The sequence below is a fragment of the Pseudomonas sp. B15(2017) genome (assembly GCF_002113215.1).
Lineage (GTDB): Bacteria > Pseudomonadota > Gammaproteobacteria > Pseudomonadales > Pseudomonadaceae > Aquipseudomonas.
Genome location: NZ_NEJZ01000001.1, coordinates 344,454 through 368,853 on the forward strand (window position 1 = coordinate 344,454; position 24,400 = coordinate 368,853).

Consider the following 24,400-nt stretch of genomic DNA (forward strand, 5'->3'; position numbering starts at 1 on the left):
GCAGGCCCTGCCATGCGTGCCACCTCACTCGATTCACCCGCTTCATCCTCCGTCCTCGAACGGCCGCCCTCGATCCTGGGCGGCGCCATGATCATCGGCGGCACCATCGTCGGCGCGGGAATGTTTTCCCTGCCGGTCATCATGTCCGGGCTGTGGTTCTACGGTTCGGTCGCGGTGCTGGTGTTTGCCTGGTTCTGCACCCTGCATTCGGGCCTGATGATTCTCGAGGCCAACCTCAACTACCACGAAGGGGCGAGTTTCTCGACCATCACCCGTGATCTGCTGGGGCATGCCTGGAGCCGGATCAACGGTCTGAGTATCGTCTTCGTGCTCTATACCCTGACCTACGCCTACATTTCCGCCAGTGGTTCAGTGATCCATCACACCGTGCAATCCATGGGCATCTCGCTGTCGCCGCGCCTCGGCGGGCTGGGATTCACCGTACTGGTGGCGTTCATCGTCTGGCTCAGCACCTCGGCGGTGAGCCGGATGACCACTGTGGTGTTTGGCGCGAAGATTCTGGCGTTTTTCCTGACCTTCGGCGGTCTGCTCGGCCATGTACAACCGGCCACGCTGCTCGACCTCAACGGCGGCGACAGCCGTTACTGGCCCTACCTGCTGGTGACCCTGCCCTTCTGCCTGACCTCGTTCGGTTTCCACGGCAATGTGCCGAGCCTGATGAAGCATTTCGGCAAGGACCCTCGGCGAATCCGCGCCTGCCTGCTGGGCGGGACGCTGATCGCGCTGGGCCTGTATCTGGTGTGGATGCTGTGCAGCATGGGCAATATTCCCCGCGAAGCCTTCAAGGACATCGCCCGGCGCGGCGGCAACATTGATGTGCTGATCAGCGCTCTCGGTTCGCGCCTGGACAGCGCCCATGTCGACCTGTTGCTGACCTTCTTCTCCAACTTCGCCGTGGCCTGCTCGTTTCTCGGCGTGACCCTGGGCCTGTTCGATTATCTGGCCGACGTACTCGGCTTCGACGATCAGCCCATGGGCCGCCTGCGAACGGCTGCCGCCACCTTTCTGCCACCGATGATCTGCGGGTTCCTCTGGCCGGAAGGCTTCATTCATGCCATCGGGTTTGCCGGGCTGGCCGCCACGCTCTGGGCCGTGATCACCCCGGCGTTGCTGGCGCGGGCCTCGCGCACTCGCTTTGGCAGCCCGCATTACCGGGTCTGGGGCGGCACGCCCATGATCGCACTGGTGCTGTTTTTCGGGGTGATCTGCGCGCTCTCGCACCTGCTGTTCACCCTGGACCTGCTGCCCGTCTGGCGCTGAACCATCGGCATTCGGTTTTCCGAACGCGACCTGTCGGTCGGTTCGGATTACCGGATCAGAAAGGCTGAAAAACGCCATCACAAAACTTTAATCACCAGCAAAATCAACCAGTTAACCTGTCGCAACTGGTCTGGCACGACTCATGCTCTACACTCCTTCGACGAATGCCTGTTGCGCCAACACAACAGGAGCCGTCAGGCATTCGAAGTACAAAGGGCCCGCTCAACCGGCTCCATAAAAAAAACAATGTCGAGGAAAATTTGATGCGCATCGTTCCCCATATCCTGGGCGCAGCCATTGCTGCCGCTCTGATCAGCACACCAGTTTTCGCTGCCGAGCTCACCGGCACCCTTAAGAAGATCAACGACTCGGGCACCATCACCCTCGGGCATCGTGACAGCTCCATTCCCTTTTCCTACATCGCCGATGCTTCGGGTAAACCCGTGGGCTACTCCCACGACATTCAGGTCGCTATCGTCGAAGCCCTGAAAAAAGACCTGAACAAGCCTGACCTGAACACCAAGTACAACCTGGTCACCTCGCAAACCCGTATTCCTCTGGTGCAGAACGGCACCGTGGACATCGAGTGCGGCTCCACCACCAACAACGCCGAACGCGCCCAGCAAGTCGACTTCACCGTCAACATCTTCGAAATCGGCACCCGCCTGCTGGTCAAGAAAGACAAGGAAGGCAAGCCGTCCTACGCTGACTTCGCCGACCTGAAAGGCAAGAACGTCGTGACCACCGCCGGCACCACGTCCGAGCGCATCATCAAGGCGATGAACGCCGACAAGCAGATGGGCATGAACGTCATCTCCGCCAAGGACCACGGCGAATCCTTCCAGATGCTGGAGAGCGGCCGCGCCGTCGCCTTCATGATGGACGACGCCCTGCTGGCCGGCGAAGAAGCCAAGGCCAAGAAGCCGGACGACTGGGTCATCACCGGTACTCCACAGTCCTTTGAGGCCTACGCGTGCATGGTTCGCAAAGACGATCCGGCCTTCAAGAAGGCTGTAGACGACGCCATCGTCGCGCTCTACAAGTCCGGCGAGATCAACAAGATCTACAGCAAATGGTTCGAAAGCCCGATCCCGCCGAAGGGTCTGAACCTGAACTTCCCGATGAGCGAAAAGGTTAAAGAGCTGATCGCCAACCCGAGCGACAAGCCTGCACCAGACGTAAAAATCTGACGCTGATCTAACCTTGTCACCTGAGGGAGCCCATCCTTCCTCGGGTGACAGTTAATACCTGCTGGTTTCAACTGGAACACTCGACCTGGTGGTTTTCGAGCCGATCGCGTGTGCCTGACGTTCAACGTCAGACGGGAAAGGATCTTCCCCAGGCGGGCACTTGTACATCGATCGAATCGAGGGGAGACCCTAATGAATTACAACTGGGACTGGGGCGTGTTCTTCAAGTCCACCGGCGTGGGCAGCGAGACCTATCTCGACTGGTTCATCTCCGGCCTGGGCTGGACCATCGCCATCGCCATCGTGGCCTGGATCATTGCCCTGTTGCTGGGCTCGCTGCTGGGCATCATGCGCACCGTGCCGAACCGCATCGTGGCGGGCATCGCGACCTGCTACGTCGAACTGTTCCGTAACGTGCCGCTGCTGGTTCAGCTGTTCATCTGGTACTTCCTTGTGCCCGACATGCTGCCGCAGAACCTGCAGGACTGGTACAAGCAGGACCTGAACCCGACCACCTCGGCCTACCTGAGCGTTGTCGTCTGCCTGGGCCTGTTCACCGCCGCCCGGGTCTGCGAACAGGTTCGCACCGGCATCCAGGCGCTGCCGCGTGGCCAGGAATCCGCCGCCCGCGCGATGGGTTTCAAGCTGCCGCAGATCTACTGGAACGTGCTGCTGCCCCAGGCCTACCGGATCATCATTCCGCCGCTCACCTCGGAATTCCTGAACGTGTTCAAGAACTCCTCCGTGGCCTCGCTGATCGGTCTGATGGAGCTTCTGGCGCAAACCAAACAGACCGCCGAGTTCTCGGCCAACCTGTTTGAAGCCTTCACCCTGGCGACCCTGATCTACTTCACCCTGAACATGAGCCTGATGCTGCTGATGCGCATGGTCGAGAAGAAAGTCGCCGTGCCCGGCCTGATCTCCGTGGGGGGTAAATAATGGAATTCGATTTCAGTGGCATCGTTCCGGCCATCCCCGGCCTGTGGAACGGCATGCTGATGACCCTCAAGCTGATGGCGCTGGGCGTGATCGGCGGGATCATCCTCGGCACCCTCCTCGCGCTGATGCGTCTGTCCCACAGCAAACTGCTGTCGAGCATCGCCGGCGCCTACGTCAACTATTTCCGCTCGATCCCGCTGCTGCTGGTGATCACCTGGTTCTACCTGGCAGTGCCGTTCGTGCTGCGCTGGATCACCGGCGAAGACACCCCGATCGGCGCGTTCACCTCGTGCATCGTGGCGTTCATGATGTTCGAAGCGGCGTATTTCTGCGAAATCGTCCGGGCCGGCGTGCAGTCGATTCCCAAGGGCCAGATGGGTGCCGCCCAGGCACTGGGCATGACCTACGGCCAGATGATGCGCCTGATCATCCTGCCCCAGGCGTTCCGCAAGATGACCCCGCTGCTGCTGCAGCAGAGCATCATCCTGTTCCAGGACACCTCGCTGGTCTACACCGTGGGCCTGGTGGACTTCCTCAACGCCTCGCGCGCCAGTGGCGACATCATTGGCCGCTCGAATGAGTTCCTGATCTTCGCAGGTCTCGTGTACTTCACCATCAGCTTTGCCGCCTCGCAGCTGGTCAAGCGTCTGCAAAAAAGGTTCGCCGTATGATCTCTATCAAGAACATCAACAAGTGGTATGGGGACTTCCAGGTGCTGACCGATTGCAGCACCGAGGTCAAAAAGGGTGAAGTGATCGTGGTTTGCGGCCCGTCCGGTTCGGGCAAATCGACCCTGATCAAGTGCGTCAACGCGCTGGAGCCGTTCCAGAAAGGCGACATCGTGGTCGACGGCACGTCGATTGCGGATCCGAAGACCAACCTGCCGAAACTGCGCTCGCGCGTCGGCATGGTGTTCCAGCATTTCGAACTGTTCCCACACCTGACCATCACCGAAAACCTGACCATCGCGCAGATCAAGGTGCTGGGCCGCAGCAAGGAAGAAGCGACCAAGAAAGGCCTACAACTGCTTGAGCGCGTCGGCCTGTCGGCTCACGCCCACAAGCACCCCGGCCAACTGTCCGGCGGTCAGCAACAGCGTGTGGCGATCGCCCGTGCACTGGCGATGGACCCGATCGTCATGCTGTTCGACGAGCCGACCTCGGCGCTGGACCCGGAAATGGTCAACGAAGTGCTCGACGTGATGGTGCAGCTGGCCCACGAAGGCATGACCATGATGTGCGTGACCCACGAAATGGGCTTCGCCCGCAAAGTGGCCGACCGCGTGATCTTCATGGACGCCGGCAAGATCATCGAAGACTGCCCGAAAGAGGAATTCTTCGGCGACATCAATGCCCGCTCCGAACGCGCGCAGCATTTCCTCGAGAAAATCCTGCAGCACTAAAAAACTGCCGGTTTCCCCGACAGCAACTGTCGGGGAATCCGGGTGGTTGACCCAAGGCATCTGTGATGAAATGCGACCCCACTCTCTATCGCGCCACGCCGCCATCACTTGCCGTGAAACCCCGTCTGATCCGCCACCTGTTCCTGCCGCCGCTGGTCATCGCCCTGATGATCGGACTGGGCTACATCGGCTTCTGGACCAGTGAACACTTCGGCATTCGCAGCCTCGGCGAAAACGGCCAGCGCCAGCTGGAACTGCACGCCCGCGCGGTCGAAAGCGAGATCAGCAAATACACCTACCTGCCCAGCCTGCTGGAACTCGAATCGAGCGTTTCGCAGTTGCTCGGCGACCCGACCCCGGAACACCGGCAAACGGTCAACGATTACCTTGAAGGCCTGAACCGGCGCAGCCGCAGTCGGGCCATCTACGTCATGGACACCACCGGTCGCGTCATGGCCACCAGCAACTGGCGCGACGTCGACAGCTACCTCGGTGAAGACCTGTCGTTCCGTGCCTACTTCCAGAATGCCATACGCGGCCAGCCCGGACGTTTCTACGGGATCGGCAGCACCAACGGCGAACCCGGCTATTACCTGGCCCACGGCCTCGAAGAACACGGCAAGATCATCGGCGTCGCGGTGGTCAAGGTGCGCCTGGAAGCCATGGAAGAACGCTGGCAGCGAGCGCGCCTGGAAGCATTCGTCAGCGATGAAAACGGCATCATCATTCTGTCCAGCGACCCGGCGCGGCGCTTGAAATCGGTGATTGCGCTGAGCGACGAGACCAAGGAAAAACTCGCCCGCAGCCTGCAGTACTACTGGTTCCCGCTGAACGAGCTGCAACCGCTGGCCCGGGAAACCCTGTCCGAAGGCGTGGAAAAACTCACCTTCCCGGCCAACAGCGAAGTGCCGAGCCAACAGGACCGCCATGAAGAAAACATCAGCTATCTGGCGCAAACCCGGCCGCTGAGCGACACCCCGTGGAATTTCACTCTGCTCACCCCGTTGCAGGACCTGCGGCGCGAGGCGATCAATCAAGGGATTCTGGTGGCCGTGGCATTTGCCTTGGTGGCGTTCCTGCTGATCGCCTGGAACGAACGGCGCAAGGTCATCGCCACCCGCCTCGCCGCCCGCGAAGCCTTGCAGGAAGCCAACAATCAGCTGGAGCGTCGGATTACCGAACGCACCGCCGACCTGCGCGCCAGCAACGACCGGCTCAAGAGTCAGATCCGCGAACGGCGTCAGGCCGAAGAAACCTTGCGCCGCGCCCAGGACGAACTGGTGCAGGCCGGCAAACTCGCGGCCATCGGCCAGATGTCGACCAGCATCGCCCACGAACTGAACCAGCCGCTGGCGGCGATGCGCACGCTGTCGGGCAACACCATTCGCTTCCTTGAGCGCGGCCAGCTGGATGTCGCGAGCACCAACCTTAAGACCATCAACGACCTGATCGACCGCATGGGCCGGATCACCGCCAGCCTGCGCTCCTTCGCCCGACGCGGCGACGACAAGGGCCGCGCCAGCCTCGGCAAAGCGGTGGATGCCGCGCTGCAAGTGCTCGGCGCCCGTGTCGAAAAAGCCGCCCTGCAACAGCATCGCCAGTTCGACGATGTGCAGTTGCAGATCGACCAGACACGACTTGAACAGATTCTGGTCAACCTGATCGGCAACGCCCTTGACGCCATGCAGGCGCAACCGCTGCCGGAACTGTGGCTGGAAGGCGAAGAATTCAACGGCAAATATCGCCTGCGGGTACGCGACAACGGTCACGGCATCGACGCCGAAGCGCGCAAGCATCTGTTCGAACCGTTCTTCACCACCAAACCCGGCGAACAGGGTCTGGGCCTCGGCCTGACCCTGTCGGCCAGCCTCGCCGCCGCCACCGGCGGGCATCTGGGTGTCGAACACCCGGCCAGCGGTGGCACCACCTTCGTCCTCAGTTTACCGTTGGTAAGCCCTACTCCTGCCGAGCCAATATGAACAACGACCTTAGTGTGCTGATCGTCGAAGACGATCCCCATGTGCTGCTCGGCTGCCAGCAGGCGCTGACCCTCGAAGACATTCCCTGCATCGGCGTGGGCAGTGCCGAAGAGGCGCTGGAGCAGGTCGGCGACAACTTCGCCGGCATCGTCATCAGCGACATTCGCCTGCCGGGCATCGACGGCCTGGAACTGCTGACCCGCCTCAAGCAACGTGATTGCAGCCTGCCGGTGGTGCTGATCACCGGGCATGGCGACATCTCCATGGCCGTCGGCGCGATGCAGAAAGGCGCCTACGATTTCATGGAAAAACCGTTCTCCCCCGAACGTCTGGTCGATGTGGCCCGTCGCGCGCTGGAGCAACGCAGCCTGAATCGCGAAGTCTCGTCCCTGCGCCGGCAACTGGCCGAACGCGATTCCCTTGAAGGTCGGATCATCGGCCGTTCGCCGGCCATGCAGAACCTGCGGGAGCTGATCGCCAATGTCGCCGACACCTCGGCCAACGTGCTGATCGAAGGGGAAACCGGTACCGGCAAGGAACTGGTCGCCCGTTGCCTGCACGACTTCAGCCGCCGCCACACCAAACAGTTCGTGGCGCTGAACTGCGGCGGTCTGCCGGAAAACCTGTTCGAAAGCGAAATATTCGGCCACGAAGCCAACGCCTTCACCGGCGCCGGCAAGCGGCGGATCGGCAAGATCGAACACGCCGATGGCGGCACGCTATTCCTCGATGAAGTCGAAAGCATGCCACTGCCGTTGCAGATCAAACTGCTGCGGGTGTTACAGGAGCGCACCCTTGAACGCCTCGGCTCGAACCAGAGTGTGGCGGTGGATTGCCGGGTGATTGCGGCCACCAAGTCCGACCTCGACGAATCGAGCAAGGTCGGTGAATTCCGCAGCGACTTGTACTACCGCCTCAACGTGGTGACGCTGGAACTGCCGCCTCTGCGCGAACGCCGCGAAGACATCCTGCAACTGTTCGAACACTTCACCCAGCAATCGGCCCTGCGCTTCGACCGCGCACTGCCGGAGCTGGACAACCAGACGCTGTCGAGCCTGATGAGCCACGACTGGCCGGGCAACGTGCGCGAGTTGCGCAACGTCGCCGAGCGCTTCGCCCTCGGTCTGCCGGCGTTCAAGAAAACCGGCGCGGGCAGTACAGGCCAAGGCCTGGCGTTCGCCGAAGCAGTGGAAGCGTTCGAACGCAACCTGCTCAGTGACGCCCTGCAACGCAGCGGCGGCAACCTGACCCAGGCCAGCCTGGAACTGGGGATGGCCAAGACCACGCTGTTCGACAAAGTGAAAAAGTACGGCCTGAGCCATTAAGCGAGAACGACGTGGATCTGATTTTCAAGGCAATGCTCGGCGCGGCAGTGGTGGTGATCCTCGCCATGCTGGCCAAGACCAAAAACTACTACATCGCCGGGCTGGTGCCGCTGTTCCCGACCTTCGCCCTGATCGCCCACTACATCGTCGGCAAGGGCCGTTCGATCGACGACCTGAAGACCACCATCGTCTTCGGTATGTGGTCGATCATCCCGTACTTCGTGTATCTGGCGACGCTGTACGTGATGGTCGACCGCATGCGCCTCGAAGCTTCGCTGGCGGTCGCGGCGGTGGCGTGGCTGATGGCGGCGACGGTGCTGGTGTCGGTGTGGGTACGGCTTCACGCCTGAGTCAAAGCAGGTTGTGCTCTGCCACCGGTTCGATCTGCGCCCAGTGCGACGTGTCTTCGCGATGCTCGCGCAGATACGGCAACACCGCCGCCAGCAACGGCTCCTTGAACGCTTCCTGAAAGCGGTGCGCCAGCCCCGGAATCAAGCGCAACTGACTGCCGCGAATGTGCGCCGCCAGATGCACGCCGTGCATCACCGGCAGCAGCGGATCCGCCGTGCCATGCACCACCAGCGTCGGGACCCGCAGTTGATTGAGCAACGCCACCCGGCTCGGTTCGGCGAGGATCGCCATGATCTGGCGCTTCACGCCTTCAGGGTTGAACGCCCGGTCATAGGACAGCGCCGCCTGATGCAGCAACGCCTGGCGATCATCACTGACTGAAGGGCTGCCCAGCGCCGCCAGCAGATCCGCCTGTTGCTCCAGTGCGATCTGGCGATTGGGAGCACCACGTCGAGCCAGCAATTGCACCAGTGCCGCGCTCGGCGCCGGCAGCCCTTCGGCACCGGAGCTGGTCATGATCAGCGTCAGGCTCTCGACCCGTTGCGGTGCCATCGCCGCCATGTGCTGGGCGATCATCCCGCCCATGCTCGCGCCGAGCACATGGAATTGCTCGACGTGCAACGCGTCCATCAGCCCCAGCGCATCGTCGGCCATGTCGGTCAGGCTGTAAGGCGCCGCCACCGGCAACCCGAGTTTGTAGCGCAGCACTTCAAAGGTCAGGTTGGCGTCGGCCGGCGCCTGGCGCCAGGTCGAAAGACCGACATCGCGGTTGTCATAACGGATCACCCGAAAGCCCTGCTGACACAGCGCAACCACCACTTCATCCGGCCAGTGGATCAACTGCCCGCCCAGCCCCATCACCAGCAGCAGCGCCGGATCCGACCCACGGCCGATGCTCTGGTACGCCAGGCTCACCTGCTCCAGATCGACCCGCTCGGTCGGTACATTGACGTCGCAACGCGACGCCGCAGAAGACGCCGGAACGAAAAAAACCGCGGCCAACAACGCCGCGATTGCAAAAATTCCCTTGAACATGAAAAACACCGAAACGCAGAACCCCAGTAGAGCGCGAGTCTGATGAAGTTTGTTCAAGCGCGCTGCCACAGTTCGATGACAGTTTGATGAAGAGTGCCGAGCGGTCGCCACTCTTCATTCGGTGTTGCGTTACGCCAACTGACTGCGCAACTGTCGCGCCGCCGCGACCATGTTGACCAGCGCCGCCTCGGTCTCAGGCCAGGCGCGGGTCTTCAGCCCGCAATCGGGGTTGACCCACAACCGCGCTGCCGGAATCCGTTTCACGGCCTTGCTCATCAGCTTGACCATTTCCGCTGTGTCCGGCACTCGCGGCGAGTGGATGTCATAGACGCCCGGGCCGATGTCGTTCGGGTAGTCGAACGCTTCGAAGGCCTCAAGCAATTCCATGTCCGAGCGCGAGGTTTCGATGGTGATCACATCGGCATCCATGTCGGCAATCGCCTTGATCACGTCGTTGAATTCGCTGTAGCACATGTGGGTGTGAATCTGGGTTTCGTCCTTCACGCCCGAGGCGGTCAGACGGAACGCTTCCACCGCCCAGTCGAGGTATTCCTGCCACTGTGCGCGGCGCAGCGGCAAGCCTTCGCGGAACGCGGCTTCGTCGATCTGCACGATCCTGATCCCGGCGTTTTCCAGATCCACCACCTCGTCACGCAGGGCCAGCGCCAGTTGTTGCGCCTGGACCTTGCGCGACACATCTTCGCGGGGGAACGACCACATCAGCATGGTCACAGGGCCGGTCAGCATGCCTTTCATGACCTTGTCGGTCAGGCTCTGGGCGTAGGTGATCCAGTCCACGGTCATGGGGTTCGGACGGGACAGATCGCCATAAATCACCGCTGGTTTGACGCAACGGGAGCCGTAGCTCTGGACCCAGCCGAAACGGGTGATCAGATAGCCGTCCAGTTGCTCGGCAAAGTACTCGACCATGTCATTGCGCTCGGCCTCACCGTGCACCAGCACATCGAGGCCCAGACGTTCCTGCACCTGCACCGCGTGGCGGATTTCGCTGCGCATCGCATCGTGGTAATCGTTGGCCGACAGTTTGCCCTGCTTGAACGCCTGACGGGCCAGACGAATCGACCCGGTCTGCGGGAACGAACCGATGGTGGTGGTCGGGAACGCCGGCAATTTCAGACGCGCCTGTTGCGCGGCGATGCGTTTGGCGAACGGCGAATGACGCTGGCTGTCGCTGGCGTTGATCGCTTCGATCCGCGCCTGCACGGCGGCTTTATGAATACGCGGCGAGCGGGCGCGACGCTCTTGAATCGCGCGGCTTTCGGCCAGCGCGCTTTGCACTTTCGGCGCTTGCGGATCGTTCAGCGCATCACGTAACACAGAGATTTCGCTGCACTTCTGCACGGCGAATGCCAGCCAGCTTTTCAGTTCCGGGTCGAGCTTGTCTTCGCGCTCGACATCCACCGGGCTGTGCAGCAACGAGCAGGAACTGCTGACCCACAGGTTGTCGCCAAAGCGCTCCTGCGCCGGTTGCAACTGCGCCAGTGCCTGCTCCAGTTCGCAGCGCCAGACGTTGCGGCCGTTGACCAGGCCTACCGAAAGAATCTTGTAGGTCGGCAGGCGATCCAGCACCTGACCGAGCTGATCCGGCGCCCGCACGGCGTCGATGTGCAAGCCCTGCACCGGCAAGCCGACGGCCAGGCCGAGGTTGTCTTGCAGGCCACTGAAATAGGTCGCCACCAGTTTCTTCAGCGGCGAGTACTGAAGGATGTGATAGGCGCGTTCGAAGGCACTTTTCCAGGCTTGCGGCAGGTCGATGGTGAGGATCGGTTCGTCGATCTGCACCCACTCCACGCCCTGTGTGGCGAGACGGCCGAGGATGTCGTTGTACACCGGCAACAGGCGCTCGAGCAGGTCGAGCTTGTCGAAGTCGTTGCCTTTGACCTTGCCCAGCCACAGATAAGTCAGCGGGCCGATGATCACCGGTTTGACGTTGTGACCGAGGGCCTTGGCTTCTTCGACTTCATCAAACAGCTGTTCCCAGCTCAGCTTGAACTGCTGGTCTGCGCTGAACTCCGGGACCAGGTAGTGGTAGTTGGTGTCGAACCACTTGGTCAGTTCTTGTGCGTATTGGGTCTTGCCGTGCTCAGCACCGCAACAGGACGCCGTGGCGCCACGGGCCATGGCGAACAGCGTGTCGAGTGTCGGCAGGCCACGCTCGTCGCGCACCCCGTCGAAGCGCTCGGGGATCACACCGAAGGTCAGCGAGTGGGTCAGCACCTGGTCGTACCAGGCAAAGTCGCCGACCGGCAGCAGGTCGATGCCGGCGTCTTTCTGCAATTGCCAGTGCCTGGCGCGCAGCTCACGGCCGACCTGATTCAGGGACGCCTGATCGAGATCGCCTTTCCAATAGGCTTCGAGGGCTTTTTTCAGTTCGCGGTCGGCGCCAATGCGCGGGAAACCCAGAGTGTGAGCCACGGCCATGTCGAATGTTCTCCATTGCGTAAAAGATGGCGCCATTGTCGACAGCCAGGGCAACATGAGACAAACTCAACCTTTTCGTGTTGATCACAAATTTTCCTCATGGAGCCTGCGGTGCTTGAGATCCGTCACCTGAAAACCCTGCACGCCCTGCGCGAAGCCGACAGCCTGGTGGATGCGGCCGATCGCCTGCACCTGACCCAGTCGGCGTTGTCCCACCAGTTCAAGGAACTGGAAGAGCGCATGGGCATGCCGCTGTTCGTGCGCAAGACCAAACCCTTACGCTTCACCAGCGCCGGCCTGCGCCTGCTGCAACTGGCCGACGCGACCCTGCCGCTGCTGCGCGCCGCCGAACGCGACATCGGGCGTCTGGCCGGGGGCACCGCCGGGCGTCTGCACATGGCGATCGAATGTCACAGCTGCTTCCAGTGGCTGATGCCGACCATCGATCAGTTCCGCGATGCCTGGCCGGAAGTCGAACTCGACCTCGCTTCGGGTTTCTCCTTTGCCCCGCTGCCGGCGCTGGCTCGTGGCGATCTGGATCTGGTGGTGACGTCCGATCCGCTGGAAATCGCCGGCATCACCTACGTGCCGCTGTTCACCTACGAAGCCATGCTCGCAGTCGCCAACCAGCACGCATTGGCGAGCAAACCGTACATCGTCCCCGAAGATCTGCTGAGCGAAACCCTGATCACTTATCCGGTGGAACGGGATCGTCTCGATATCTTCACTCGCTTCCTCGAACCGGCCGACATCGAACCGGCGCAGGTGCGCACCTCAGAGCTGACGGTGATGATGATGCAACTGGTGGCCAGCGGCCGTGGTGTGTGCGGCATGCCGCACTGGGCACTGCATGAATACAGCTCGCGGGGCTACGTGAAGGGTAAGCGGCTGGGCGAGAAAGGCTTGTTTGCAACGCTGTACGCGGCGATCCGCGCCGACATGCTCGACGCGCCGTACATGCGCGATTTCCTGCTGACGGCCAAGGACACCTCGTTCTCGACGCTGGATGGGGTCAGCGCGGTTCGTTGAGGCTGGCGGATGGCAGCAAAGGCGCGCACCACATGTGGATCTTGTCGAAGTAGTCCTCACCGACCCGAACCGCCGATTTATGTCCTACGTCAGCAGACGTTGCGCAAGCCTTGACCACTCGTCTGGACTGTCAAAGTTGACAGGTGCGCAACTTTCTACCGACGGCGCTCAATGGTGCATGCCTGCTGCCATTCCGGTAAGGGGCTGAGCCTGCAAAGGAGCGCTACCAATGAATACCAATGAAGTACTGAGTGAAGACTTTGGAAATGAAAGAGTCTTATTTCAACCCGATATTACATATACGATCCCCAGCGGAGAAATAACACTTTTGCCTCACAGTTTACCCCTGAATAGCGGAATTCTAAGTGCAACTTGGGCTCACTCTCCCGGAAAAAACGAAGAGAGCTCATTATGCGTAGAAAATGGAGGAGTGAAATATACATTTAACTCTACTTACTCTTACGTGAGTTTTTGGTTCGCGATAAGCAGGGGAGGCACTGGTCGCCCGTATGATTCTTATTCGATAAGATTTTATGATGCACAGGAAACGCTACTCCACACTACCATTGCGCAGGCACAGGAGTCGATTTCCTATCATCCGATATCATTTTCCGGGAAGGGAATAAAAAGCGTGCAAATTCAACTTGGAGATGAGGATGTCGGTGGATATCAAATAACTACCGCAGCTGATTTTTTTCAATTCAGAGTTTAGGAGATGCAGGACGCGGGAACGCGTTAATTAACCAGCTCCGGCAGGAAAAAGGGACCGTCAAGGTTAACCTCCCCACAGCCCGCAGCAATGCGGGTGAAATAAGTGGGGGGCATTAATTACCTGCCAGGTCATCAAAGCCAGGCAACTCATCAGGGCGGTTGAGTACCTGTCGAAAGTTCTCCATGGCTTGGTGGGGGGGGGCGAGTATTGGCAGGCCATGCAGTTCGCGTTGGGAAATTCCGATTCCTCTACAGGAAAACGTGAACATGTGGTCTTCCGTCAGACCGTGACTATGCGCAATAAAGGCCGCTTCGCAGCCCCGCAGGAGCAAGTTCCCTCGCCACGAAAGTCCGACCAGGACTTCAGCGAGATTCACACCACATATGGATCTTGTCGAAATATTCCTCACCGACCCGAACCGCCAGGGGTTCCAGACCAAACTGGATGAAGCCGCAGCGCTGGTACAGCTTGAATGCGGCTTCATTGCCGGCGGTGACAGTCAGTTGAATGACTTTCAGTGCCGGATGCTGCTGCGCTTCCTCCAGCACGGCCTCCATCAATTTCAGTCCCAGGCCTCGTTGACGAAACCCGGCCGACACATACATGCCGAACACCGTTGCCTTGTGCCGGGCCTTCTCCCGAGGCTCGAACGCCAGGCCGACAATGCCCGCCAGCCGACTGCCTTCAAACGCGCCAAACACCGCGTCGAGCTTGCTGGTCAGCCGTGATTCCCACCAGCTCAGCGGCATCACTGCGCGCTCGCGCACACTGGAAGTGAACGCTTGCGGATGGCGGTCATAGGCTTCCAGCATCAATTCGCTATAGGCCAACGCATGACTGGCGTCGAGCCGTTCGATCCACATGTTCAGGCGGCCTTGCGTTGTTCAAGCATCAGCCGCACGGCCAGTGCGCCCAGCACAAAGCCCATGAAATAACGCTGCACCGCCAGCCAGGTCGGGTTGTTGACGAACCACGACGCGATACCGGCCGCCGACAGGGCGATCAACAGGTTGACGCTGAAACTGACGCTGATCTGGGTCAGGCCGAGAATGATGCTCTGGCTGAACACCGAGCCGTGCTCCGGCGTGATGAACTGCGGAAACACCGAGAGGTAGAACACCGCGATTTTCGGGTTCAGCGCGCTGGTGAGAAACCCCATGGTGATGAGTTTGCGCGACGAGTCCGCCGGCAATGCCTGCACCTCGAATGGCGAGCGGGCGCCGGGTTTCACTGCCTGCCAGGCCAGCCACAACAGGTACAGCGCGCCGGCCCACTTCAACACCTCATATGCCATAGGGACCGCGAGAAACACCGCCGTCAAACCGGCTGCCGCCGCGAACATATGCACGAAGAACCCGGCCACCACGCCCACCAGCGACGTGACCCCGGCCTTGCGGCCCTGACAGATCGAACGGGAGATCAGGTAGATCATGTTCGGCCCCGGCGTCAGTACCATCAGCAGCGCGGCGGCGGCAAAAATCAGCAGGTCTTGAAGCGGGATCATGACGAAGTCCTTTGCACGAATGATCAGGCGATCGCGGTCAGCGAGGCTCGATAAAACGGCAGGATCAGGTCACGTGTCAATGGGGCGAGAACGACATTGCCGTCGGTGGCCGGGTCGATCCAGATCACCTCTTCGATCTCGGCGGCCGGAGACACCCTGGCGTCGATGGTCAGCTGAAAGATCTCGGCCTGCACGACGAATCCCGGCTCGTTGGCGGCGGGTGCCGAGAACTGGCCGAGAAAACTCGCCTGCGCCGGATCGATCAGCAGTCCCAGTTCTTCTTCCAGCTCACGGGCCAGCGCATGCACCGGCAGCTCATGGGCTTCGATTTTGCCGCCGGGCTGCATGAACGCCGTGGTGTCGCGCTTGCGCACCAGCAGGGTCTGGCCGTCGGGGTTGAGCAGCAGCGCGGCAGCGATGCGGATCGTGGAATTATTTGCGGTCGACATGAACGAAAAGCCTATGACTCAAAAACGGCAAGGATCACACGCTTGCCGCTCGTGAGGCAAAGGCTCGACCGCACGTCAGGCCGCTTCCTGGAAATCCATTTCCGGCGGCTGACGACGGAACCCGCCGGTCAGCACCGCCAGATACACCACACCAATCGCCAGCCAGCTCAGGCCCAGATACAGCGCCAGGTGATCGAGGCTGACCATCAGCCACAAGTCCGCCGCCAGGCCGATGAACGGGAAGACCAGAAACAGCATCAGCTCGCGCAGGCCTTTTTTCTCGCCGCCGATCCAGTAGTGAAAAATCACCGACAGATTGACCAGGCTGAACGCCAGGAACGCGCCGAAGTTGATGAACGAAGTCGAGGTGGTCACGTCGAGCTTCAGCGCCAGCAAAGCCACCACCGCACACAGCAGGATGCTGTTGACCGGCGTACCGAAGCGCTCGTGCAAGGTGCCGAAAAACGACTTGGGCAGCACACCGTCACGGCCCATCGCAAACAACAGCCGCGAACCGCTGGCCTGCGCCGACAGGCCCGAGGCGAACTGACCGACGATCAGGCCGATCAGGAAAATCGACACGAACAGGTCGCCACCGATATTGCGCGCAATTTCGTAGGCCGCCGAGTCGACGCTGTTGAACTGGAACGATGGATGGGCGATCTGCACGAAGTACGACACGCCGACGAAAATCAGCCCGCCGATCAGGGTAATCAACATGATTGCCCGAGGGATGGTGCGACGTGGATCGCGGGTTTCTTCGGTGAGGGTACTGACCGCGTCGAAACCGAGAAACGAGTAGCAGGCGATGGCGGCCCCGCTCATGATCAGCGGCATCTGCATGTCGCCATTGAAGAACGGTTTGATCGACCACAGCGGCGTGCTGGCATCGCCACCGACGTAGTGCACGCACAGCGCGACAAAGGCGATCAGCACCAGGAACTGCACCAGCATCAGCAAGGCGTTGATGCCGTTGGCCAGTTTCAGGCCGATGATGTTGATCGCGCTGGTGATGCCGATGAACGCCAGCACCCAGATCCACTGCGGGATCGACGGGAAGGCCGACGCGAGGTATGCGGCGCCGATCAGCCAGATCGCCATCGGCAGAAACAGATAATCGAGCAGCACCGCCCACCCGGCGATGAAGCCGAGTTTCGGGCTGATGGCCTTGCGCACGTAGCTGTAGGCCGAGCCCGCCACCGGGAACGCGGCGGCCATGCGGCCATAACTCATGGCGGTGAAAAACATCGCCACCAGCGCCGCCAGATACGCGGCGGGCACCATGCCGGCGGTGGACTGGGCGAGGATGCCGAACGTACCGAGGACAATGATCGGCGTCATGTAGGCGATGCCGAACAGCACCACCGACCCCAGCGAAAGGGTGCGTTGCAAACGAGCCATGGGCGACTTACTCCGGATTTTATTGGATTTATGGCAGAGGCCGAGTTCGGCGAATGTTTCAGGTGTTGCTGATCGTTCCCACGCTCCGCGTGGGAATGCAGCCCGGGACGCTCTGCGTCCCAAGAGCGGACGCAGAGCGTCCATGGAGGCATTCCCACGCAGAGCGTGGGAACGATCGGGTACAACGGGTCAAGGGATCAGCAGCTCTCGTACTCCCGAGGCGTGCTCGACCACCTCCCCCGGCAACTTCAACCGCTGATCATCCAGATAGCGATAATCCTTGCGCGCCAGCGCCAACTGGTCGAAATCCAGCTCAACGCTGAACCGCCCCTCCTCACGCCCGGCCTCGAACAGCACCGTTCCCAGCGGATCCACCAGCGCACTGCCGCCGGCAAACATCAACCCGTCATCCCCGGCTTCCACGCGGTTGACCATCAACGCAAACGCCTGGTTTTCCTGAGCCCGGGCCATGATCGCAGTGCGGTGGGTCGGGCCGTACGGGTCCATGTTGCCGTTGGTCACGATCAACATCTGCGCCCCCAGTTGCGCCAGGGCGCGGGCCGATTCCGGGAACTCGATGTCGTAACAGATCAGCAGACCGACCCGCACACCGTTCCACAAACACGTTGCATATCGATCACCCGCTTCGAACACACCACGATCCGACGCCCAGAGGTGGGTCTTGCGGTATTTCAGGGCGATACCTTCGGGGGTGATCAGCAGCGTGGTGTTGTAGAAGCGGCCGTCATCGTTCTCGGCCATGCCGATCACCACCGCCAGGTTGCGTTCACGGGCGGCGGCCTGCACGGCGCTGACGGTCGGGCCGTCGACCGGTTCGGCGACCTGCGCCACGGTGTCAGCGGTCGGGAAGCCCATCAGGTGGGTCTCGGGGAACACGATCAATTGCGTGTCGGTGGCGCAGGCCGCAATCGCGGCGAGGGCGCGTTCGAGGTTGTACGCCGTGTCTTTGTCACGGCCCGCCAGTTGGGCGAGTTCGACTTTCATGGGGAGTCCTTGTGATGAGCGCCGGGGGCGGAAAGATTGCCCGGCGGCTGTCTGTGGGCCAGTATGCTTCGCATTCGACCGGCCAGGGAATTACGCGGCCGGGGTAACCCGATAGGGGTAGAGGCATGACTGTTTCGTTTGACGACATCACCTGGCACCGCGCCGTCGGGCAGTTGATCGACGCCCTCGACAAGCCGAATTTCTGGGCGCAGCTGGTACGCCTGCTCGACCAGTACGTCACGTTCGATAGCTGGGTGGCGCTGCTGTTCAGCGCCGACCGTCACCCGCAGGTGTTCGCCGAATGCCCCGGTGCCGACGGCAGTCCCGACCAGCTGTTTCAGGATTATCTGCGCGGGTTGTACCTGCTCGATCCGTTCTACATCGCCTGCCGCGAGCAATCGCGTACCGGGCTGTATCGCCTGTCGGAGGTCGCGCCGGAGCACTTCGAACTGACCGAGTATTACCAGCGATACTTTCGTCTGAATGTGGTGGCCGACGAAATCCAGTTCAATTGCCAACTCGAAGGCGACCGCACGCTGTGTCTGTCACTGGGCAGCCAGCAGCGCTTCACCGGCGAGCAGATTGCCCTGCTGTCGCTGATCCAGCCGTGGGTGCTCGGCCTGTTGCGCCAGCGCCTGCCCTATGAAATCAACGAAACCGTGGCCCTCGCCCCGGCGCCTGCGCAACCGGACTGGCGGGTGCAGCTCGAGGCATCGGTGCAGCAACTCAAGGGCGCGCAGCTGACCGCCCGGGAGCTGGACGTCGGGCGCCTGATGCTCAGCGGTTGCTCCAGTAAAGAAATCGCCCGTAAGCTGGAAATCTCTGTTGAAACCGTGAAAGTCCATAAGAAACACATGTACAGCAAGCTGGGGATCAAATCCCAGTCGGAGCTGTTTTCGATCTTTCTGCAGGCGCAGAACGCCTGATACAGCGCTGTGAGCTTTTCTGTGGGAGCGAGCTTGCTCGCGAAAGGGCCGCCATAACCGACTTATGCGTTGACTGGCCCACCGCTATCGCGAGCAAGCTCGCTCCCACAGGGATCTGCGGCGCTGAACAATCCAAGTCCGAACCAAGGAAACCGTATGAGCCTGTCACTCCTGAGCCGCTACGCCTTCTTTGCCGTCTGCGTGATTTTCACCCTCGCCAGCCTGCCCTTTCTCGAACACGACTGGCTGTGGCCGATCACCGCCGTCACCGGCGTATTGAGCCTGATCGGTCTGTTCGACCTGATGCAGAGCCCGCACGCGGTGCGCCGCAATTACCCGATCCTGGGCAACATCCGTTATCTCGTCGAGGGGATTCGCCCGGAAATCCGCCAGTACCTGCTGGAATCCGACAGCGACGCCCTGCCCTTCTCTCGCGCCCAGCGTTCGCTGGTGTATTCGCGAGCGAAGAATGAAACCGCCGACAAGCCGTTCGGCACCCTGATCGACGTCTACCAATCCGGCTTCGAATTCATCGGTCATTCGATGCGCCCGGCACCGTTGAGCGACCCGAGCAGCTTTCGCGTCACCGTCGGTGGCCCGCAGTGCACCCAGCCTTACTCTGCATCGGTGTTCAACATCTCGGCCATGAGTTTTGGCTCCCTCAGCGCCAACGCGATCCGCGCGCTGAACCAGGGCGCCAAACTCGGCAACTTCGCTCACGACACCGGCGAAGGCAGCATCAGCCCCTATCACCGCGAACACGGCGGCGACCTGACCTGGGAACTGGGCAGCGGCTATTTCGGCTGCCGCACCAGCGACGGCCGTTTCGACCCGGAACGTTTCGCCGCCCAGGCGCAGACCCCGCAGGTGCGGATGATCGAAATCAAGATGAGCCAGGGCGCCAAACCGGGCCACGGCGGAATTCTGCCCAAGCACAAAGTGACCCAGGAAATCGCCGACACCCGCGGCATCCTGATGGGCGAAGACTGCATCTCGCCGTCGCGCCACAGCGCGTTCTCCACACCGATCGAGATGATGCATTTCATCCAGCAGCTGCGTGAACTGTCCGGCGGCAAACCGGTGGGCTTCAAGTTCTGCCTCGGCCATCCGTGGGAGTTCATGGGCATCGCCAAGGCCATGCTGGAGACCGGCATCCTGCCGGACTTCATCGTGGTCGACGGCAAGGAAGGCGGCACCGGCGCCGCCCCGGTGGAGTTCACCGACCACATCGGCGTGCCGATGCGCGAAGGCCTGCTGTTTGTTCACAACACCCTGGTGGGGCTGAATCTGCGCGACAAGATCAAGCTCGGCGCCAGCGGCAAGATCGTCAGCGCCTTCGACATTGCCAGCGTGCTCGCCATCGGCGCCGACTGGGCCAACTCGGCGCGCGGCTTCATGTTCGCCATCGGCTGCATCCAGTCGCAAAGCTGCCACACCAACAAATGTCCGACCGGCGTCGCCACCCAGGACACCCTGCGCCAGCGTGCGCTGGTGGTGCCGGACAAGGCCCAGCGGGTCTACAACTTCCACCGCAATACGTTGAAGGCGCTGGCGGAAATGCTCGCCGCCGCCGGCCTCGATCATCCGTCGCAACTCTCGGCCAAGCATTTGGTGCGGCGCATGTCGGCGACTGAAATCAAACTGTTCTCGCAGCTGCATGTGTTCCTGAAACCGGGGGAACTGCTCACCGGAGAGGTGAACGGCGAGTTCTATTCGCGGATGTGGCAGATGGCGCGGGCGGACAGTTTTGAACCGCAGGAAGTCGTAGCTGCTTGAATGATTCAGGGCCTGTCAACGCCGGCAGGCCCTCACTTGTGAACAAACAAGCGGGCTTCGATATCACCTCCGTCAAGGCTCCGAATCTTGATCCATTGGTTCGAGAACAAAGAGAGATCTTTGGCATTCGATTTGTGCGCGACCCACCACACTCGTTTTGCATCCAGCGCCCTTATCGAATCATCATCAATCAGCATTGATTGTTGCGGTGCCGGGATCAGCGCCCATCCCGAACGATCCGGATATCCGGAAAGCCGTACACTTGTCATCCCTACAAAAATCTTTGGTGATATGCCCGTTTTGTTGTAGTTCGCGAACGGCAAATACCAATACAGATTGTCAAACACGATCTCGTCGCCTGAACGGCTCTGGGCATTCAAGGCAATCGCCAGTGCCTCCATCCCTGCACTGTTGTTTCGACGCCTGGAGAGGTCTGCCATTCCCTGAAGTTCGCCCAGTAGAAACGCTGCCATGAGCAGCAAGGCAAGTGTCCGTCGACGATGCCACCACTTATCAATAGCCACCGCAACGATCAATGGAAGCGCGATAGCTGCAAAGTAAAAGTAGCGGAGGATAAACGCTGGTTTCACCAGGGAAATCGCTAGCAAAAACAGTAATGGGATAAAGAAATATCCCACCAAAAGCCAGGCATACCGTCGTGAGTCACGATGTTGCATCAGTACGGTAAACGCGCAGGCGATGATAAAAACAGACGGCCAGACTCGCCACCATGTCGCCCAGCTTACTGACTCGCTCGTACCGGTTATTTGCCATATGAGGGTAAATACCGATTGCCAGGTGAGCGGCGCTATCCAGCCGAAATCCGGTCGGCTGAGCAGTTGATCAGTCAGTACAGGCAGCCAGGGCACATACAGTAGAACGATCATGCCGTTAGCCAGAATCCAGGCACGCCCCCCAATTGCCTTGTCTTGAAGTTCGGAGCACGTTTTCCACCAGAAAAGCCAATGAATGGCTACGCACAGGAACGCAAAGTAATGCGTATAGAACGCAGCAACCATCAATAAAACATAGGAAATCGCAAACCGTTTTTTTTCGGGTGCCCGTGTCCAACACACCAGAGCCATCGTTGCGCCAATCAGCCAAAACCCCAGCAGGGTATACATTCGGGCCTCCTGACTGTAGCCGGCGGATAACGGCAGCAACGCCAGCAGCAACGCAGCAATCCAGGTGGCCCGGCGCGTGGAAATCAGGCTCATCAACCTGACACACAACAACAGCGTTCCCACATCCGCCAGCGCACTCATCGCCCGGGCCGGCAGTGCTCCCTCCCCCCACAACATCACCCAGTAATGCAGCAGCACGTAATACAGTGGAGGATGAACATCCAGCGCAGTCAGTGCCAAAATGCGCGCCGGCGTTTCGCGTGCGAGCAACAGACTGTAGGCCTCGTCATACCAGATACTCGGCACATCAATGGCGTAAAACCGCACGATCAGGGCGAGGAATACAACCGCCAGAAGGGCCAGTCTGTCGAGCCTCAAGGAGGTGAACCCCGCGGACGCCGCCACGCTCGCGAGGCTTTTCATGTCTGACGCCCCCGAAACAGCACAAACCGGAAAAAGCAGTACCCCAGCAACAGATTCAACAGCGAAAACACGGACACCGTCGCCAGTCCCGGCAAATTCCGCGCATCACCGAACTCACCTGTGCCATAACTCAAAACGCCCATCACGCTCATGAAGCCCAGATAGGCCAGCACTGACGTTCCAGTCTCGAATGTGTAGAGCGCGTTCATGTAAAACGAGAAGGCGGCGGCGATACAAAACGCGGCGAAGTTACTTGCCGACTGAGTCGCCTGAACGGCGCTGGTCAACACGAAAAAAATCTGCCAGTGAATCAACATGCCGCCGAGGCCGATGGCCGTTTGTGCGGAAAACCCTTTCCACAAGATTCTCATCGCCAATCCTTGCTGTCGCGGCAACCGTCGAGTGCTTCAAGCTAGGGCAGAGCGTGAGCAGGGTCTACTGTCAGAAATTACAGGAGGGGGGTGGTTTCAGACCGACGGTCACCATTGCAGCAAGCGGCCATGGGGCGGCTCCTTCATGACGATGAAACCGTAATCACCGATCAGATAGATGCGGTAATAGAGTCGATCAACCAAGGCTGGAAACCCCTGATAGCCGACGCGGGTGGCGTTGCGCCGCTCGCGCTCGGCAACCACGTTGGTGATGCCGGTCGACGGCAGGTTTTCCGCGAGCATGAAGTAGTCGATATTCAGCAGATAGCGCAGTACCGGTAACTGTTTGAACGTGCCCGTCGCACTTGCCAGCCAGCGATCGGAGTAAGTGACCGACATATAAATCCGTTTGGCGTCGCGCAGTTCGCGATGGGAAGAAATGTCGTGACTGAGGCTGTAGAGAGCACTGTTGGCGAAGGTCTTTTCCATCGTCAGTACTCGCCCGTAAGCGAAGGACAGCGACAACGTGGCCAAAAGCGGAATCGCCAACAACAGGGGCAGCCGCGAGTGCAGCGACGTCAATCCGGTACAGGCCAGATAGAACAGCAACATCAGCAGCACGCCGAACCCCATCAGGGTACGCGCACCTTCATTGAAGTCGCGAAACAGCAGCGTCATCCCCGGTATCAGCAGCACAACCAGCGGCAAAGTCAGCAGACAGCCACAGCTCAGGAGCAGGCCCTTTGCGGGTGGTTCCTGGCGCAGGCAAATTTGCCGTCCCATCCGTACACCACCGAACAATGCGCACAGAAGTAATACGACGAACACTGCTGTGTAGCCACTGTGAAACAGCAGCGCCACCTTCTCCATGACCCGGCCAACATTGATGCTGATCTGCAGCAGTGGATCAGCACTGAGGTTGAGCAATTCGGTGCGTGTGGAATCCGTGAACGGATAGGCCGTGACCGCGTAGATCGACACGCCCAGCAACAGCTGCGCCAGCCGCCAGCCTGACCGGCACCAGAGTTCACCCCACGGCACTCGCCGATGAACATTGCGCAGCAATTCCACGCAGCACAACCCGAGAAACACATTCAGGCTGATCTGATACAACCCGATCGCCAGCGCCAGCAACACCGACGGCACCAGCCAGCGCTGAATGCGTGAAGCGCCGCCAAACGTGATCGCGTAGATCACCGCGACCAGACTCAGCGCCATGCCGGCCCCGTCGTATTGATAGGACAGGTTCTGCAACAGGAACGGGTTGTACCAGAGCGGCAACGGCACCAGACAACAGGCCAGCGTCGGTTCGGGGAAATAGTGGAAGGTCAGCCGGGTCAGCGCGAACGACATGGCCACCGTGGCGAGCAACAGCGGCAACGGGAAAATGTTCGGCGCAGCGCCAGTGAAAGTCAGCGCTTGATAAAACCAGTCCATGAACAACCGCCCCTGCCGCGCCCAGGCGTTGCCAGCAGCGAGGGTGCGCCAGTTGTCGTCGATGTAGGGAAAGTCGACGAGGATCAGCGGCAGGATGTACAGCATCGTGGCGAGCAGAAAGAACAACACGACCTGACGGCGGCCGAGTTCTCGTACGAGAAAATCGCTGATCCTCATACCTGCGCCTCTGTTCACGGCTGCGCTGGAAACGACGTAGATAAACCTTCGAACATGACTCTGAATCAGAAGTCGTTTTTTGCGGCGCTTTCAGACCAGCGGCATCACTTCGCCCCATGAAA

Annotated in this window: 22 protein-coding genes; 12 read left to right on the top strand and 10 right to left on the bottom strand. The window is 60.5% G+C overall.

All coding sequences use genetic code 11. The annotated features are described in order from the left end of the window. Positions 1-12: 12 nt before the first annotated feature. The 8 genes from mtr (at position 13) to CAF73_RS01595 (ending at position 8,466) form a co-directional block, all read left to right on the top strand. The gene (gene mtr / locus CAF73_RS01560) at positions 13-1,281 is read left to right on the top strand and encodes a tryptophan permease (protein ID WP_085701720.1); all 1,269 of its coding nucleotides are present in this window, start codon (positions 13-15) and stop codon (positions 1,279-1,281) included. A 263-nt stretch (positions 1,282-1,544) separates the two neighbouring features. Further along, positions 1,545-2,471 (top strand): glutamate/aspartate ABC transporter substrate-binding protein, encoded by a 927-nt coding sequence (locus CAF73_RS01565; RefSeq protein ID WP_085699710.1) that lies wholly within the window; start codon positions 1,545-1,547, stop codon positions 2,469-2,471. 192 nt (positions 2,472-2,663) lie between these two features. Then, positions 2,664-3,410 (top strand): amino acid ABC transporter permease, encoded by a 747-nt coding sequence (locus tag CAF73_RS01570; protein WP_085684522.1) that lies wholly within the window; start codon positions 2,664-2,666, stop codon positions 3,408-3,410. Then, positions 3,410-4,081 carry an amino acid ABC transporter permease gene (locus tag CAF73_RS01575; RefSeq protein ID WP_085699712.1) on the top strand — a complete coding sequence of 224 codons (672 nt, stop codon included), beginning with the start codon at positions 3,410-3,412 and terminating at the stop codon, positions 4,079-4,081. Before CAF73_RS01570 ends, CAF73_RS01575 begins: the two co-directional genes overlap by 1 nt. Further along, complete coding sequence (locus CAF73_RS01580; protein WP_007927141.1) at positions 4,078-4,812, top strand: amino acid ABC transporter ATP-binding protein; 735 nt, start codon at positions 4,078-4,080, stop codon at positions 4,810-4,812. Before CAF73_RS01575 ends, CAF73_RS01580 begins: the two co-directional genes overlap by 4 nt. A gap of 65 nt (positions 4,813-4,877) precedes the next feature. Next, a complete protein-coding gene (locus CAF73_RS01585) occupies positions 4,878-6,791 on the top strand; it encodes an ATP-binding protein (RefSeq protein ID WP_085701721.1) in 1,914 nt (637 codons plus the stop codon). Then, positions 6,788-8,116 carry a sigma-54 dependent transcriptional regulator gene (locus CAF73_RS01590; RefSeq protein ID WP_085701722.1) on the top strand — a complete coding sequence of 443 codons (1,329 nt, stop codon included), beginning with the start codon at positions 6,788-6,790 and terminating at the stop codon, positions 8,114-8,116. The genes CAF73_RS01585 and CAF73_RS01590 overlap by 4 nt, the downstream gene beginning before the upstream one ends. Before the next feature lie 20 nt (positions 8,117-8,136). Then, entirely contained in the window at positions 8,137-8,466 is a 330-nt protein-coding gene (locus tag CAF73_RS01595) for a GlpM family protein (protein ID WP_162831789.1), read from the top strand. 1 nt (position 8,467) lies between these two features. On the opposite strand, the gene CAF73_RS01600 is transcribed toward CAF73_RS01595, so the two are convergent. Both CAF73_RS01600 and metE read right to left on the bottom strand, forming a co-directional pair. After that, positions 8,468-9,502: an alpha/beta fold hydrolase gene (locus CAF73_RS01600; RefSeq protein WP_085699721.1), complete on the bottom strand. Its 1,035-nt coding sequence runs from the start codon at positions 9,500-9,502 to the stop codon at positions 8,468-8,470. Positions 9,503-9,631: 129 nt separating this feature from the next. Beyond that, positions 9,632-11,944 carry a 5-methyltetrahydropteroyltriglutamate--homocysteine S-methyltransferase gene (metE, locus tag CAF73_RS01605; RefSeq protein ID WP_085701723.1) on the bottom strand — a complete coding sequence of 771 codons (2,313 nt, stop codon included), beginning with the start codon at positions 11,942-11,944 and terminating at the stop codon, positions 9,632-9,634. Between the two features lie 111 nt (positions 11,945-12,055). Between metE and metR the strand changes: the two genes are divergently transcribed. Together metR and CAF73_RS29555 are read left to right on the top strand one after the other, a co-directional pair. Continuing rightward, positions 12,056-12,973, top strand: coding sequence for a transcriptional regulator MetR (metR, locus tag CAF73_RS01610; RefSeq protein WP_085701724.1), 918 nt, complete (start codon positions 12,056-12,058; stop codon positions 12,971-12,973). Between the two features lie 229 nt (positions 12,974-13,202). After that, complete coding sequence (locus CAF73_RS29555) at positions 13,203-13,685, top strand: hypothetical protein (protein WP_139832616.1); 483 nt, start codon at positions 13,203-13,205, stop codon at positions 13,683-13,685. 362 nt (positions 13,686-14,047) lie between these two features. Here the strand turns inward: CAF73_RS29555 and CAF73_RS01615 are convergent, their stop codons facing one another. The 5 genes from CAF73_RS01615 to CAF73_RS01640 form a co-directional block, all read right to left on the bottom strand. Next, positions 14,048-14,548 carry a GNAT family N-acetyltransferase gene (locus CAF73_RS01615; protein ID WP_085701725.1) on the bottom strand — a complete coding sequence of 167 codons (501 nt, stop codon included), beginning with the start codon at positions 14,546-14,548 and terminating at the stop codon, positions 14,048-14,050. A gap of 2 nt (positions 14,549-14,550) precedes the next feature. Then, the gene (locus CAF73_RS01620; protein WP_085699729.1) at positions 14,551-15,189 is read right to left on the bottom strand and encodes a LysE family translocator; all 639 of its coding nucleotides are present in this window, start codon (positions 15,187-15,189) and stop codon (positions 14,551-14,553) included. Positions 15,190-15,212: 23 nt separating this feature from the next. After that, on the bottom strand, positions 15,213-15,638 hold the full coding sequence (locus CAF73_RS01625) for an NUDIX domain-containing protein (protein ID WP_085701726.1): 426 nt from the start codon (positions 15,636-15,638) through the stop codon (positions 15,213-15,215). A 75-nt stretch (positions 15,639-15,713) separates the two neighbouring features. Then, a complete protein-coding gene (locus CAF73_RS01630) occupies positions 15,714-17,039 on the bottom strand; it encodes an APC family permease (protein ID WP_085701727.1) in 1,326 nt (441 codons plus the stop codon). A 189-nt stretch (positions 17,040-17,228) separates the two neighbouring features. Further along, the gene (locus CAF73_RS01640) at positions 17,229-18,044 is read right to left on the bottom strand and encodes a carbon-nitrogen hydrolase family protein (protein ID WP_085699737.1); all 816 of its coding nucleotides are present in this window, start codon (positions 18,042-18,044) and stop codon (positions 17,229-17,231) included. Positions 18,045-18,169: 125 nt separating this feature from the next. On the opposite strand from CAF73_RS01640, the gene CAF73_RS01645 reads away from it, so the two are divergent. Then, entirely contained in the window at positions 18,170-18,970 is an 801-nt protein-coding gene (locus tag CAF73_RS01645) for a LuxR C-terminal-related transcriptional regulator (RefSeq protein WP_085701729.1), read from the top strand. A 156-nt stretch (positions 18,971-19,126) separates the two neighbouring features. Next, the gene (locus CAF73_RS01650; protein ID WP_085699741.1) at positions 19,127-20,746 is read left to right on the top strand and encodes an FMN-binding glutamate synthase family protein; all 1,620 of its coding nucleotides are present in this window, start codon (positions 19,127-19,129) and stop codon (positions 20,744-20,746) included. Positions 20,747-20,778: 32 nt separating this feature from the next. On the opposite strand, the gene CAF73_RS01655 is transcribed toward CAF73_RS01650, so the two are convergent. The 3 genes from CAF73_RS01655 to CAF73_RS01665 all read right to left on the bottom strand — a co-directional run bounded on the left by CAF73_RS01655 (position 20,779) and on the right by CAF73_RS01665 (position 24,278). Next, complete coding sequence (locus CAF73_RS01655) at positions 20,779-22,293, bottom strand: glycosyltransferase family 39 protein (protein WP_085701730.1); 1,515 nt, start codon at positions 22,291-22,293, stop codon at positions 20,779-20,781. Further along, positions 22,290-22,688, bottom strand: coding sequence for a GtrA family protein (locus CAF73_RS01660; protein WP_371918951.1), 399 nt, complete (start codon positions 22,686-22,688; stop codon positions 22,290-22,292). Before CAF73_RS01660 ends, CAF73_RS01655 begins: the two co-directional genes overlap by 4 nt. 84 nt (positions 22,689-22,772) lie before the next feature. Next, positions 22,773-24,278: a glucosyltransferase domain-containing protein gene (locus CAF73_RS01665; RefSeq protein ID WP_085701732.1), complete on the bottom strand. Its 1,506-nt coding sequence runs from the start codon at positions 24,276-24,278 to the stop codon at positions 22,773-22,775. Positions 24,279-24,400: the final 122 nt, after the last annotated feature.